13 protein-coding genes are annotated in these 13,370 nt (G+C 34.5%); all 13 read left to right on the top strand.

What is annotated here, in order from left to right:
- Window positions 1-409: 409 nt before the first annotated feature.
- The 13 genes from FLV_RS02650 to FLV_RS02590 all read left to right on the top strand — a co-directional run bounded on the left by FLV_RS02650 (window position 410) and on the right by FLV_RS02590 (window position 13,369).
- The gene (locus tag FLV_RS02650; RefSeq protein ID WP_243230521.1) at window positions 410-1,981 is read left to right on the top strand and encodes a glycoside hydrolase family 10 protein; all 1,572 of its coding nucleotides are present in this window, start codon (window positions 410-412) and stop codon (window positions 1,979-1,981) included.
- Window positions 1,968-3,242 carry an MFS transporter gene (locus tag FLV_RS02645; protein WP_243230520.1) on the top strand — a complete coding sequence of 425 codons (1,275 nt, stop codon included), beginning with the start codon at window positions 1,968-1,970 and terminating at the stop codon, window positions 3,240-3,242. Before FLV_RS02650 ends, FLV_RS02645 begins: the two co-directional genes overlap by 14 nt.
- Before the next feature lie 21 nt (window positions 3,243-3,263).
- Window positions 3,264-3,605, top strand: a complete 342-nt coding sequence (locus FLV_RS02640) for a hypothetical protein (protein ID WP_243230519.1) — start codon at window positions 3,264-3,266, stop codon at window positions 3,603-3,605.
- A 170-nt stretch (window positions 3,606-3,775) separates the two neighbouring features.
- Window positions 3,776-4,225, top strand: coding sequence for a GNAT family N-acetyltransferase (locus FLV_RS02635; RefSeq protein ID WP_243230516.1), 450 nt, complete (start codon window positions 3,776-3,778; stop codon window positions 4,223-4,225).
- A gap of 2 nt (window positions 4,226-4,227) precedes the next feature.
- Window positions 4,228-5,841, top strand: a complete 1,614-nt coding sequence (locus tag FLV_RS02630) for a glycoside hydrolase family 3 protein (protein WP_243230515.1) — start codon at window positions 4,228-4,230, stop codon at window positions 5,839-5,841.
- 125 nt (window positions 5,842-5,966) lie between these two features.
- Window positions 5,967-6,605, top strand: a complete 639-nt coding sequence (locus tag FLV_RS02625) for a peroxiredoxin (RefSeq protein WP_243230514.1) — start codon at window positions 5,967-5,969, stop codon at window positions 6,603-6,605.
- A 225-nt stretch (window positions 6,606-6,830) separates the two neighbouring features.
- The gene (locus FLV_RS02620) at window positions 6,831-7,139 is read left to right on the top strand and encodes a thioredoxin family protein (RefSeq protein WP_243230513.1); all 309 of its coding nucleotides are present in this window, start codon (window positions 6,831-6,833) and stop codon (window positions 7,137-7,139) included.
- A 66-nt stretch (window positions 7,140-7,205) separates the two neighbouring features.
- Window positions 7,206-7,463 carry a DUF6952 family protein gene (locus FLV_RS02615; protein ID WP_008462029.1) on the top strand — a complete coding sequence of 86 codons (258 nt, stop codon included), beginning with the start codon at window positions 7,206-7,208 and terminating at the stop codon, window positions 7,461-7,463.
- A 376-nt stretch (window positions 7,464-7,839) separates the two neighbouring features.
- Window positions 7,840-8,337: a thiol peroxidase gene (tpx, locus tag FLV_RS02610; protein WP_243230512.1), complete on the top strand. Its 498-nt coding sequence runs from the start codon at window positions 7,840-7,842 to the stop codon at window positions 8,335-8,337.
- A gap of 9 nt (window positions 8,338-8,346) precedes the next feature.
- A complete protein-coding gene (locus tag FLV_RS02605) occupies window positions 8,347-8,721 on the top strand; it encodes a diacylglycerol kinase (RefSeq protein ID WP_243230510.1) in 375 nt (124 codons plus the stop codon).
- Window positions 8,722-8,742: 21 nt separating this feature from the next.
- Window positions 8,743-11,205 carry a DNA translocase FtsK gene (locus FLV_RS02600; RefSeq protein ID WP_243230509.1) on the top strand — a complete coding sequence of 821 codons (2,463 nt, stop codon included), beginning with the start codon at window positions 8,743-8,745 and terminating at the stop codon, window positions 11,203-11,205.
- 7 nt (window positions 11,206-11,212) lie between these two features.
- Window positions 11,213-11,905 (top strand): LolA family protein, encoded by a 693-nt coding sequence (locus FLV_RS02595; protein ID WP_243230507.1) that lies wholly within the window; start codon window positions 11,213-11,215, stop codon window positions 11,903-11,905.
- Window positions 11,906-11,914: 9 nt separating this feature from the next.
- Window positions 11,915-13,369 carry an LptF/LptG family permease gene (locus FLV_RS02590; protein ID WP_243230506.1) on the top strand — a complete coding sequence of 485 codons (1,455 nt, stop codon included), beginning with the start codon at window positions 11,915-11,917 and terminating at the stop codon, window positions 13,367-13,369.
- The last annotated feature ends 1 nt before the right edge of the window (window position 13,370 follow it).

The raw sequence follows: 13,370 nt of genomic DNA, 5'->3' as shown, positions 1-13,370 counted from the left end.
TGGATTTTCACACATAGCTCTGTGTTTTTTAAACAAGTGAAACGCCTTTACAGACAAAGAAAAACTATGTTGCTATGTGTTTAAAAAATAAAGGCAGAACTTAAAATTTCAAATACATAGATACAGTTTTAGAATTTCAAAAAGATGTTCTTAAAAAATCTGGATTTTCACACATAGCTCTGTGTTTTTTAAACAAGTGAAACGCCTTTACAAACAAAGAAAAACTATGTTACTATGTGTTTAAAAAAAGCATCCAGAGTAAAGCATGTAATTAAATCAAAACTAATCCTATAAAAAGCCAAAACAATTACATGAAAACCAAATAAATAGCGTTTAAATTATAATTTCTGAATTATTTACGATAGTCCGTTAAAAAAACTATTTTTGGTTTCTGTTAAAAAAGATTGAAATGCATAAAAATCAGCACCTAATATACGCTATCATATATTTATTTTTCTTTGGATGGAACGTCAATTCACAGGAAAAAACCAAACATCCTAAAAATGAATTTAGAGGGGTCTGGATTGCAACTGTCGTAAATATCGACTGGCCAAAAACAGCGATTGATAACGTTGAAAAAGAAAAAGCAGATTATATCGAGATTTTAGAGGCTTACAAAAAACTGAATTACAATGCCGTAATCGTTCAGATTAGAAGCGTTGGCGATGCTTTTTACCCAACGGAACTGGCGCCATGGTCAAGATTCTTAACAGGGAAAGAAGGTCAGGCTCCCAATCCGTATTACGATGCTTTGGCCTGGATGATTGAGGAAGCGCACGAAAGAGGTTTTGAATTTCATGCCTGGATGAACCCATACCGTGCTACTTTCGATTTAAACAAACAGCAATTAAGTCCAAATCACGACATTTTCAAACACCCGGAATGGATGATTGAATATGGAGGAAAATTATATTACGATCCTGCTTTGCCTGAAGTTCAGTCGCATTTAACCAAAGTTGTGAAAGAGGTTGTTGATAAATACGATATTGATGCCATTCACTTTGATGATTATTTTTATCCGTATGCAGTTCCAGGAAAAGTGTTTAACGACACCGCATCCTACAAAAAATACGGAAGCGGTCTGTCACTTGCCGACTGGCGACGTGCCAATGTGAGCAATTTTGTGCACACGATTTCTACCACTATAAAAGCCAGTAAACCGTGGGTGCAATTCGGAATCAGCCCGTTTGGAGTTTGGCGAAATAAATCGGTAGATCCAAAAGGTTCCGAGACACAGTCCACTTCAAATTACGACGATTTATATGCCGATCCTGTTTTATGGATGGACCAAAAATGGATTGATTATATCCTTCCTCAGTTATATTGGAGTATGAATAATCGTGTTGCCAATTACTCTAAATTAGTAAAATGGTGGTCTGAGAATTCAAACAATACAGCTATTTACATCGGTCACGCTTCTTATAAAATCAGGACAGACAGTGATAAAAGCTGGAATTTTATGTCAGAAATCCCCAATCAGGTTGATTATTTGAGGAGTTTCAAAAACGTAAGCGGAAGTGCTTATTTCAGTGCTAAATGGTTCATGGACAAAAACTTTGATATTGTTCGTCATTTAGAAGAAAATCAATATTTGTATCCGGCACTTCCACCTGCAGTTCCTAATTTAAAACGTGTTATTATTGATACACCAAATGTAACTGAGTACGGAAAAGACAGCCTGCATTACACATTTAACATCAAATCACCTTTAAACACAAAAGTGCGATATATAGTGGTTTACGGAGCAGAACATATTTCGAAAATAGACATTAATGATGCCAGACAAATTGTTGAAAAAATAACAGTCTGTCAAAACAACGGAACAATTTCATTTTCGGTTCCAACTGCAAAAATGAATCAGTATAAAGCTTGTGCTGTGACATTTATTGACTATTTTGCAAACGAAAGTACGCCTACTATTATCGACTTAAAAAAGACATTTAAAATCTATTCCCCTGCACAACCTGATGAAAACAGATAACACTCCCTGGTCTTGGATTCCGCTTCTTAATTTTGCATCTGGACTTCCTTATGCCGTTATAATTTCGGTTTCGGTAATTATGTACAAAAATTTAGGAATTTCCAATGAAGATATTGGTGTTTACACCAGTTTATTGTATTTGCCATGGGTTATAAAACCGCTTTGGAGTCCTTTTATAGAATTGCACGGAACCAAAAGAAAATGGTTTTTATCGATGCAATTATTGATTTCGATTGCCTTTTTACTAGTCGGATTTACAATTCCAACAAACGGATTTTTCATGATGACTCTGGCGATTTTCTGGGTTGCTGCTTTTGCTTCAGCTTCTAATGATATTGCCAGCGATGGTTTTTATTTGTTGGCATTGCGAAAAGAACAACAGTCTTTTTTCCTCGGCATCAGAAGTACTTTTTACCGACTTTCACTTTTAGCCGGAAATGGGTTAATCGTTTTGTTTGCCGGATATTTGGAACACAAATACGGAGACAATACAAAAGCCTGGTCGTACACCATGATTGCAGTTGGTTTATTAATGATTTTTATTACACTTTATAACTTCATTTTTACGCCAAAAACCGAAATAAACGCTTTAGAAAACAATAAAGAAGCACATCATAATCAAAACTTCGGAACTGTATTTGCAAGTTTTTTTAAGAAAAAACAAATCGGTTTAGTTCTGGCTTTTATTCTGGTTTTCAGATTAGGAGAATCACAGCTGCTTAAAATGTTAAGTCCGTTTCTGCTTGATGGAAAAGAACTGGGAGGAATGGGACTGGATACCGAAGCTGTTGGGATCATTTACGGAACATTTGGCGTTGGAGCTTTAACTTTAGGAGGTATTTTGGGCGGAATTGCAATTTCAAAACAAGGCCTTACCAAATGGATGTTTCCGATGTTTCTTGCGATGCATTTACCGATAATTGGTTTCATTTTATTAGCCTTTTTTCACCCAACATCAATTTATTACATTTATGCTGTTGTGATTTTAGAACAATTCGGTTATGGTTTTGGATTTACTGCTTTTATGATGTACCTGATTCATGTTGCCGAAGGAGAATCAAAAACAGCACATTATGCATTGGCAACCGGTTTTATGGCGATGGGAATGATGCTTCCGGGAATGGTAAGCGGCTATATTCAACAATATTTAGGTTATCAAAACTTCTTTATCTGGGTTTTGATAGCAACAATTCCAGGTCTTATTTTATCACGTTTTTTAATTTTCCCGAAAGATTTCGGAAAAAAATCAGAAGAAGTTTAACCCCAAATCAAACTTTTACCTATGGAAATCAATGAAAATTTGCAGGCCGAACGCAACCTGAAAGGCGCTGAGTTCGAAAAAACCGGAGATCTTGAAAAAGCAATTGCATTGTACGAAGAAAATGTTGCCGAAAGCTTTAAAGGAAATCATCCTTACGACAGATTGGCTAATATTTACAAAAACCAACTGGATCTGGACAACGAAATTCGGGTTTTAGAAAAAGCAATTATTGTGTACGAAGAAATCACAATCGAAGATCGGTTAGAAGGGCTTCCAAAACTCTTTCGCTTTAAAAACCGACTGGAAAAAGCAATTGAAACCAAAAAGCAATTGGCTAAACAAAAAAAAGCTAAACTGAAATAATTTTTTTTTAAACACATAGAAACATAGATTCTATATTTAAAAAAGTAAAATAAAAGAGAAACTTGTTTCTCAACACATAGCTATGACTGTTTATTAAAAGTGAAACGCCTTTGGGCGCTCCAAAAAACTATGTATCTATGTGTTAGAAAAAATTAACTCAAAGATATATCATGACTACAATAAAACGAACCAATTCAGATGATCCAGATTTTATAAAGCTGGTGGCTTTATTAGATCAGGATTTAGCGATTCGGGACGGAGACGATCATGCGTTTTACAATCAGTTTAATAAAACCGATAAAATAAAACATACCATTGTGTATTACGAAAATGACATTCCTGTTGGTTGTGGTGCTTTTCGCGAAAAAGAAAGCGGTACAACTGAAATCAAAAGAATGTATGTGCATCCTGATCATCGAAAAAAAGGAATTGCTTCTTCGATTTTAAAAGAGCTCGAAATCTGGGCTAAAGAACTTGGTTATACTTATACCATTCTCGAAACCGGAAAGAATCAGCCCGAAGCCATCAACTTATATCAAAAATTAGATTATACCATAATACCCAATTATCCGCCTTACGAGGAAATAGATAATAGTGTCTGTATGAAAAAGACTTTATAATAATGAAAATGACAGCCGAAGCATTACGCCAAAGAATAGGACAATTTTTCTTTCCTGCCGTATTTATTAACGATACCGAAGAAAACATTCAGGAAACAGAGCGCCTTATCAAAGAATACAATATTGGCGGACTGACCTTTTTTCACAGTCGTGCGAGTGCGGCCACAAATTACGAAAGCAAACAGAAAATTGTTTTTAACGACGATAGTTACGAAAAAATCAAAGCGCTGATTGTTCGTTATCAAAAAGCCGCTTCTACGCCACTTTTAATCAGTATTGATGCCGAATGGGGTTTGGCGATGCGTATCGAAAAAACACCACAATACCCGTATGCGATTACCCTTGGTGCTTTACCGGAAACCAAATCGGAACTGGTTTACGAAGTTGGCAAACAAATTGGTTTAGATTTAAAAGCAGCCGGAATTCAGTATAATTTATCGCCTTTGGCAGATATCAATAACAATCCAAATAATCCGGTTATTGGCTATCGCTCTTTTGGTGAAAACAAAGAAAAAGTAGCCCATTTTGCGGTTGAATATTTAAAAGGAATGTCTGAAGTTGGCGTTTTAGGCTGTCTGAAACACTTTCCCGGACACGGAAATACCAATGTCGATTCGCATTTAGGATTACCAGTTTTAAAGGAAACTTTAGAAGAATTATTAGAAAACGAATTATATCCGTTCATTAAAGGAATTGAAAATAATGTCGATTCAATAATGATTGGACATTTAGCTGTTCCGAGTTTAAATGATGGAAAAGATACCTCGGCAACTTTATCAAAAGCGGTTATTCAGGACCTTTTACGTGATAAATTAGGTTATGATGGTTTGGTCATTTCTGATGCTTTAAATATGCACAGTGTTTCAAAATTGTATGAAACCAAAGGTCAATTAGAATGGGAAGCTTTCAACGCAGGAAATGATGTTTTATGTTTCGCCGAAAATGTTCCCGAAGGAATCGAAGCGATCTATAAAAATACATCTCCAGACCGTATTTTCGAAAGCTATGAAAGAATCAGAAAAGCCAAAGAAAAAGTGGGATTATTTTCGAATGAAAATTTCACTTCAGGCGAATTGAATTTCGAAAATGCTTCGAAATTAAATCTTGAAATCGCTCAGAATTGCATCACAAAAATCATTGACAACGGAATTTCAGATTTAGCTGTTGAAGCTCAGAAAAACAATACATTAGCAAAACTAAGTTTATATAAAAATACAGAAAACACTTTCTTCAAAACTTTAAATTCAGAATTGCCTTCCCCGGAATTTGCTTTTGAGAATTTAGAAGTTTCGGATATTTCTTCAATTAAAAAAGAATTAGAAAATTTCGAAACGATTATTATTTCATTGTTTGTTCCAAAAGCAAAACCAATGAATAATTTCGAAATTAACAATGAAGTTTTAGAACTGCTTTCAAGTTTGCTTCAAAGCAAAAAATGTATCGTGTACGTTTTCGGAAATCCATACGTTTTACCCACAATTCAGAATCTTAAAAAAGCTTTCGGATTAATTCAGGCATATCAAGATTTTGATGAATTTCAAAAAACAGCAGGAATCCAATTTTTAGATAAAATTTCCTCAAACGGAATTCTTCCTGTAAATATTGACATTCAATAAGTTAAAACCGTTAATAATCAAAATTTATCAACTTATAAATTTTTATAATCACATCTTATTGTATGTAACTCTACTTATGCCCTACTTTTGCACCAGAAATAAATTTTTAACGTAAAACGAAAAATATGTCTTTAGTAGGAAAAAAATTCCCAAGTATTGCAGTAGATGCTATCTCAGAAATGGGTGATAATTTAAAAATCAACATTTTTGAAGAAGCAGTAAACAACAACAAAAAAGTATTATTGTTTTGGTACCCAAAAGATTTCACTTTTGTTTGCCCAACTGAATTACACGCCTTTCAAGCTGCATTACCAGAATTCGAAAAAAGAAATACTATCGTAATTGGTGCTTCTTGCGATACTAACGAAGTTCACTTTGCTTGGTTAAACACACCAAAAAACAATGGTGGAATTGAAGGTGTTACTTACCCAATCTTAGCGGATACAAACCGTAATTTATCTAACATTTTAGGAATTTTAGATATAGATTCTACAGAATACAGCGAAGAAACGGATTCAGTTATCATCGAAGGTTCAAACGTAACTTTCAGAGCTACTTACCTAATTGACGAAACTGGTAAAATCTTCCACGAAAGTGTTAACGATATGCCATTAGGACGTAACGTAAACGAATACCTAAGAATGGTTGACGCTTACACGCACATCCAGACTAAAGGTGAAGTTTGTCCTGCAAACTGGGAAGCTGGTAAAGAAGCTATGTCTGCAGACAGAGTTAGTACTGCTGAATACTTAAGCGCTAATTAAGCTGCTAAGATACTAAGGTTCTAAGATGCTAAGTTTTTTAACTTAACTTTTGAATCTTAAATACAATTCTACAATACAAAGTCAAGAGATTCTAAGATTAAACTTAGATCTTAGAATCTCAACGACTTAAAAAAACATCAAATAAATCCACACAAAGTTATTCGGTTCGAGAGCAAACTTAGCATCTTAGAACCTTAGCAACTTAGTGTCTTAAAAATAAAAACTATGTTAATCGACTTAAACGAAGATACGTTAGCAGATTTAGTTGCTAAAAACGAAAAAGTAGTAGTACAATATTCAGCTTCATGGTGTGGAAATTGCCGTATTATGAAACCAAAATTCAAAAAATTAGCAACAGAAAATGAAGCTATCACTTTTGTTTTGGTTGATGCAGAAAATGCTCCTGAATCACGAAAATTAGCTAATGTGAGCAACCTGCCGACATTTGCAACTTTCGTAAACGGACAATTAGTTGGCGAAACGCAGACTAACAAACAAGAAGTTTTAATTGACCTTGTAAACGCTATTGTGTAATTGGTTATTTGTTTATTCGTCTAATCGATTAAACAAAAAAACGATTTAACACTTAAACAAAAAATCATGAAATTACCAGTAATAAAGCATTTAACACAATTCATCGAAGAAAACGATCAGGATTATATCATTGAAACGATTGAAGTTCTGGAAGCCATGACCGAAATTCCTTCTCTTAAAGATGAAGAATTAGACGTAATCGGCGAATTGATTTCAAATATGTACGGCGCTCTTGAAGTACAAAAATTGGTTGCGCAGGGAACAGATAAAAAAGAAGCTTTAAATACGTTCATGAAACGTGTTTTAGGTTCTATCGATAAATAAATCGAAGTTGCTTTTCAAATAAAAAACAAAAAACATTACTGAGAAAGCGTTTCTATTTGGAGACGCTTTTTTTTGTTTACCGTGTTTAGTCACAGTTTTCAGGCCATCTTTGTCAGGCTGAGCGGAGTCGAAGCCCACGCAAGCAGCTCTGCAATCTTTGTCAAAATTACTTTGAGCAGGCTTCGACTCCGCTCAGCCTGACAAGCGCAAGGCAAATCTAAAATCTACCTTCTGAAAATCAAAAATTATGAGATAATTTTGTGAATTCGTGGCCATTCAAAACCCATACTTAATCTCGACTTAAACCCATAACAAATACTTTTAGATTCAAATATTAATCCTTACTTTTGAACCTCATTAATTTTAAACAAAAATCATGGCATCTATCACATTAGGAGGAAATCCGGTTCATACATCAGGCGAATTACCGGCAGTTGGATCACAATTAGCTGACTTCAGTTTAGTACAAAACGATTTATCAGTAGCTTCTTTGAGTAACTTCGCAGGTAAAAAATTAGTTTTAAACATCTTCCCTAGTGTTGATACAGGAACTTGTGCTACATCTGTTAGAACTTTCAACGCAAGTGCAAGCGCATTAGAAAACACAACCGTTTTATGTATTTCAAGAGATTTGCCTTTCGCTCAAAAACGTTTTTGTGGTGCAGAAGGTTTAGAAAATGTGGTAAACTTATCTGATTTTCAGGAAGGTTCTTTTGGAAAAGCTAATGGCTTAGATATCATCGACGGACCATTAAAAGGTTTACTTTCAAGAGCAATCATCGTAGTTGACGCTGACGGAAAAGTGGTACACACAGAACAAGTTGCTGAAATTGCAAACGAACCAAATTACGAAGCTGCTTTAGCAGCACTATAATCCCATTAAATGGAATTTCAAAAAGACAATACTTTTATTAAAGGCCGACTTAAAAGCGTAACTTACGCTTTTAAGGGAGCTGTTAAATTAATCAGTACCGAACACAGTGTTATGGTACAGTTTTCACTTGGAATATTAATGACTATTGCCGGTTTCTATTTCGATATTTCTCATGAGGAATGGCTTTTTCAAATCTTTGCAATTGGTCTTGTACTAAGTGTAGAAGGCCTGAATACAGCTGTAGAAAAAGTTGCCGATTTTATTCACCCAAATTATCACGAGAGAATCGGTTTCATTAAAGATATTGCTGCCGGAGCAGTATTTTTTGCCGCAATGACAGCAATAGCAATAGGCTTGATTATTTATATACCCAAATTTATATAGGCAAAATAAGGATACGCAGGAATGGCAAAAACAAAAAAAGAAACTGTAGACAAAAAAAGCGAATCAAAAGACGAAACTAAAAAATCATGGAAATTATCCAAACAGCAAAAATTTGTTTTGGGCTGTCTTTTGGTATTATTCTCTATTGCATTATTAGTAGCGTTTATTTCTTTTTACATAAACGGACAATGGCAGACCGACCAAAGTACAGTTAGCCACTTAAATGACCGTACTGAAGTAGTGCAAAACTGGCTCGGAAAATTCGGAGCTTACCTTGCTGACCTTATTGTTTACAGAGGTTTTGGCCTGGCTTCTTTTGTACTGGTTCGCCTATTTTTCTTAACCGGGTTATTTCTTGCGTTAGAAATGTCTACCAAAAGACTAAAAAACATTTGGTTCTGGGATTTATTTGCCATAATCATTGTCTCTGTCTTATTTGGATTCTTTGCTACTTCAGCTCCGGAATTAGGCGGAACCATTGGATATGAACTTAATTTATTTCTTCAGGATTATATTGGAAAAACAGGAACTTTACTGACCCTGCTTTTCGGATTAATCGTTTACTTGATTTTCAAAATAAAAGTATCACCTGAAAAAATTCAGTCTTATTTTGACTCTACTAAAAATGAATTCAAATCAGAATTAAATTCAATAAAACCAGCACAACAGCAGCAACAGCCTGAAAGTGCTTATAATTTAGAAGAATTTGCCATTGAGGAAGAAGATCCTGAATTAGACAATATTCATTTAAAAACCGAAGACACTCAATTCGAAATCAACAAAGAGGCTTTAAAACCAACTATATCAAATTCATCAGAAATTGATTTAAATCCGGTTATAAAACCCGTTCAGATGGATATCAATCCTGCAAACACAACAACTCCGGTACATCATAATGAAGAATTTGTTATTGAAAAAGCCGAAGAAGAAGATATTATCGAAGAAAATCTGGCATCGCGTTTAGTCGCAGATTTCGGATTATTCGACCCAACTTTAGATTTATCAAATTATAAATTCCCAACCATCGACTTATTAAAAGAATATTCGACCGGCGGAATTACGATTAATCAGGAAGAACTGGAAGAAAACAAAAACAAAATTGTAGATACACTTCGTAACTACAAAATTGAAATTGCACAGATTAAAGCAACTGTTGGGCCATCTGTAACCTTATATGAAATTGTACCGGAAGCAGGAATCAGAATTTCTAAAATTAAGAGTTTAGAAGATGACATTGCACTGTCTTTATCTGCTTTAGGAATTCGTATTATTGCGCCAATTCCAGGAAAAGGAACTATCGGTATTGAGGTTCCGAACAAAAACCCCACTATGGTTTCGATGAAAAGCGTTATCGGATCAGCGAAGTTTCAGGAAGCTGAGATGGAATTGCCCATTGCTTTAGGGAAAACTATTTCCAACGAAACTTTTGTTGTCGATTTAGCTAAAATGCCTCACCTTTTAATGGCAGGTGCTACAGGACAAGGAAAATCGGTTGGACTGAATGCTGTATTAACTTCACTTTTATACAAAAAACATCCTGCCGAAGTTAAATTTGTTCTTGTAGATCCGAAAAAAGTAGAACTTACACTTTTTAATAAAATCGAAAGACATTATCTGGCTAAACTTCCAGACACAGAAGATGCTATTATTACTGATAACGCAAAAGTTGTCAATACTCTGAATTCTCTTTGTACCGAAATGGACAACCGTTATTCTTTATTAAAAGATGCAATGGTTCGTAACATCAAAGAATACAACGAGAAATTCAAATCAAGAAAATTAAACCCGGAAGCCGGTCACCGATTTTTACCTTACATTGTTTTGGTTGTCGATGAGTTCGCCGATTTAATTATGACAGCAGGAAAAGAAGTTGAGATTCCTATTGCACGTCTGGCTCAATTGGCCCGTGCTATTGGTATTCACTTAATTATCGCTACACAGAGACCATCAGTAAACGTTATTACAGGTTTGATTAAAGCCAATTTCCCTGCGAGAATTGCCTTTAGAGTAACATCAAAAATTGATTCCAGAACTATTTTAGACACCCAAGGAGCCGATCAGTTGATTGGACGCGGAGATTTATTATATTCAAACGGAAACGACGTAATCCGCGTTCAATGTGCTTTTATCGACACTCCTGAGGTCGAAAAAATCACAGATTTTATTGGTTCACAAAAAGCGTATGCAACAGCTTATTTACTTCCGGAGTTTATTGGAGAGGAAACTGGCATCAATCTTGATATGGATATTTCTGAAAGAGATACTTTATTTAGAGAAGCTGCGGAGATTATTGTCAATGCACAACAAGGTTCAGCTTCATTACTGCAAAGAAAACTAAAATTAGGCTACAACAGAGCAGGCCGTTTGATCGATCAGCTGGAAGCAGCCGGAATTGTAGGCCCTTTTGAAGGCAGTAAAGCACGAAACGTAAACATTTCAGATTTAAGTGCTCTTGATCAATTTTTTAATAATGAACAAAATTAACCCCATCATGAAAATGAAAATTCAGGAAATCACAAACAATTCCATCATGAAAACAAGTAAAAAATGTCTGCAAATGGCAATTTTATTGCTTTTAAGCTTTACTTCTGTTCAGGCTCAGGATAAAAAAGCCAAAGATTTATTGAACCAGGTAACCGCTAAAATAAAGAGCTACGACAACATTTCTATTGATTTTAAATATTCTTTAAACAATGCCAAAGAAAACATCAATCAGGACAGTAAAGGAAATGTAATTATGAAAGGAAATCAATATGTATTGAATTTCATGGGTGTTACTAAAATTTTTGACGGACAAAAAACATACACCATTATCCCTGAAGATGAAGAAGTTACTATTTCTAAAGTAAACGAAAAAGATGATAATGCAATCACACCTTCAAAAATGCTTACTTTTTTTAATTCCGGATACAAATACAATATGGATATTGTTCAAAATGTTAAAGGAAGAAAAATTCAATATATCAAATTAGTACCTACTTCCGGAAAAGACCAAAGAAAAGAAATCCTTCTGGGCATCGATGTGCAGACCAAACACATCTATAATTTGATTGAAACAGGAAAAAACGGAACAAAAACGACTTTAACCGTTAATTCTTTTAAAACCAATCAGCCTTTATCAAAAAATCAATTTACCTTTGTGGCGAGTAAATATCCAAAATACTACATCAATAAATTAGATTAAATTACAAGGTTGAAAATTTTAGACAAATACTTACTAAAAACATTTCTGATTACGTTTACTACGGTATTCGTAATCCTTTTTTTTATATTCATACTTCAAACAGTCTGGCTATTTATTTCTGAACTCGCCGGCAAGGATTTGGATTTGATATTGGTTGTCAAGTTCCTGCTGTTTTCCATGCCAAGGATTATTCCGCTTGTTCTGCCCTTATCAGTTTTGTTAGCTTCGATCATGACTTTTGGAAATCTGGCAGAAAACTATGAGTTTGCAGCGATGAAATCTTCGGGTATTTCCCTTCAGAGAGCCATGAGAGTACTCATTATTTTCATCTTTTTATTAAGCATTGTTGCCTTCTGGTTTTCTAATAATGTTATTCCTTTTGCCGAATATAAATTTGTTAATTTCCGAAAAAACATTGCCCAGGCCAAGCCTGCCATGGCAATTGCAGAAGGACAATTTAATGATGTCGGCTTCTATAATATCAAGGTCAATAAAAAATCCGGAGAAAACGGCAATATTTTAACTGGTGTTACTATTCATGAAAAACCCACAAATATGGGGGAAAACAAAACGGTTATCAAAGCAAAAGACGGAGAATTAATAAGCAGCGAAAAGTCAAGCATTTTAAAATTAGTACTCAACGATGGTTATTATTATCAGGATGTAACTCCAAAAAAATACGAAGACAGAGCTAAATTACCTTTTGTAAAAGGTGCTTTTAAAAAACAAATTATCAATATTGATCTATCCGAATTAAACAAAACAGATACTGAAAACGAAAACATCAACAACACCAGCAACATGCTAAATGTTAACGAGTTGCGATACACACTGGATTCACTAAATAAGAACAGGGACAATGAAGTTGTTTCGTTTACTGAAAACATAAACCAACGAGTAGGATTGTCAAAATTTGTTACTATTACAAAAGAAAAAAAGAAAAAAAAATCATTACCTAATAATCTTTTATCCCTTTATGACACTAAACAAAAAAAGGCGATTTTAGATATGGCGAGCAGTAATATGACAAGTACAATCTATTCTATAGAGTCAACTCAAACAGAATTAAAAGACAAACAGCGCGATATTAACAAACACCTCACAGCATTTTACGAAAAGTTCGTTATTGCTTTTGCCTGTTTTTTAATGTTTTTTATCGGCGCACCTTTAGGAGCTATTATCCGAAAAGGAGGACTCGGCTTACCAATTGTATTTGCGGTTTTAATCTTTATTACATTCCATTTTATCAATACTTTTGGGAAACGACTTTCACAAGAAGGCGGAATGACTCCGTTTCTGGGAGCCTGGATGTCTTCGTTAATATTATCTCCTTTGGCAATTTTATTAACCTATCGTGCTACTAACGATAACGGACTTATCAATTTTGACGCTATAACAACACCTGTTCAACAAGTATTTCAGAAAATTTCCGAGCGATTTTTCCCTGCTCAAAACAATAAATAAT

It is taken from the genome of Flavobacterium pectinovorum (genome assembly GCF_022802975.1).
Taxonomy (GTDB): domain Bacteria; phylum Bacteroidota; class Bacteroidia; order Flavobacteriales; family Flavobacteriaceae; genus Flavobacterium; species Flavobacterium pectinovorum_B.
This window is presented reverse-complemented; position numbering and strand designations above follow the sequence as displayed.

Bases quoted from the DNA above. Each gene is read 5' to 3' on its own strand.
- FLV_RS02605 (WP_243230510.1), top strand. From the start codon at position 8,347: ATGGAATTTCAAAAAGACAATACTTTTATTAAAGGCCGACTTAAAAGC.
- FLV_RS02620 (WP_243230513.1), top strand. From the start codon at position 6,831: ATGTTAATCGACTTAAACGAAGATACGTTAGCAGATTTAGTTGCTAAA.
- tpx (WP_243230512.1), top strand. From the start codon at position 7,840: ATGGCATCTATCACATTAGGAGGAAATCCGGTTCATACATCAGGCGAA.
- FLV_RS02650 (WP_243230521.1), top strand. From the start codon at position 410: ATGCATAAAAATCAGCACCTAATATACGCTATCATATATTTATTTTTC.
- FLV_RS02595 (WP_243230507.1), top strand. From the start codon at position 11,213: ATGAAAATGAAAATTCAGGAAATCACAAACAATTCCATCATGAAAACA.
- FLV_RS02645 (WP_243230520.1), top strand. From the start codon at position 1,968: ATGAAAACAGATAACACTCCCTGGTCTTGGATTCCGCTTCTTAATTTT.
- FLV_RS02625 (WP_243230514.1), top strand. From the start codon at position 5,967: ATGTCTTTAGTAGGAAAAAAATTCCCAAGTATTGCAGTAGATGCTATC.
- FLV_RS02640 (WP_243230519.1), top strand. From the start codon at position 3,264: ATGGAAATCAATGAAAATTTGCAGGCCGAACGCAACCTGAAAGGCGCT.
- FLV_RS02630 (WP_243230515.1), top strand. From the start codon at position 4,228: ATGAAAATGACAGCCGAAGCATTACGCCAAAGAATAGGACAATTTTTC.
- FLV_RS02615 (WP_008462029.1), top strand. From the start codon at position 7,206: ATGAAATTACCAGTAATAAAGCATTTAACACAATTCATCGAAGAAAAC.
- FLV_RS02600 (WP_243230509.1), top strand. From the start codon at position 8,743: ATGGCAAAAACAAAAAAAGAAACTGTAGACAAAAAAAGCGAATCAAAA.
- FLV_RS02635 (WP_243230516.1), top strand. From the start codon at position 3,776: ATGACTACAATAAAACGAACCAATTCAGATGATCCAGATTTTATAAAG.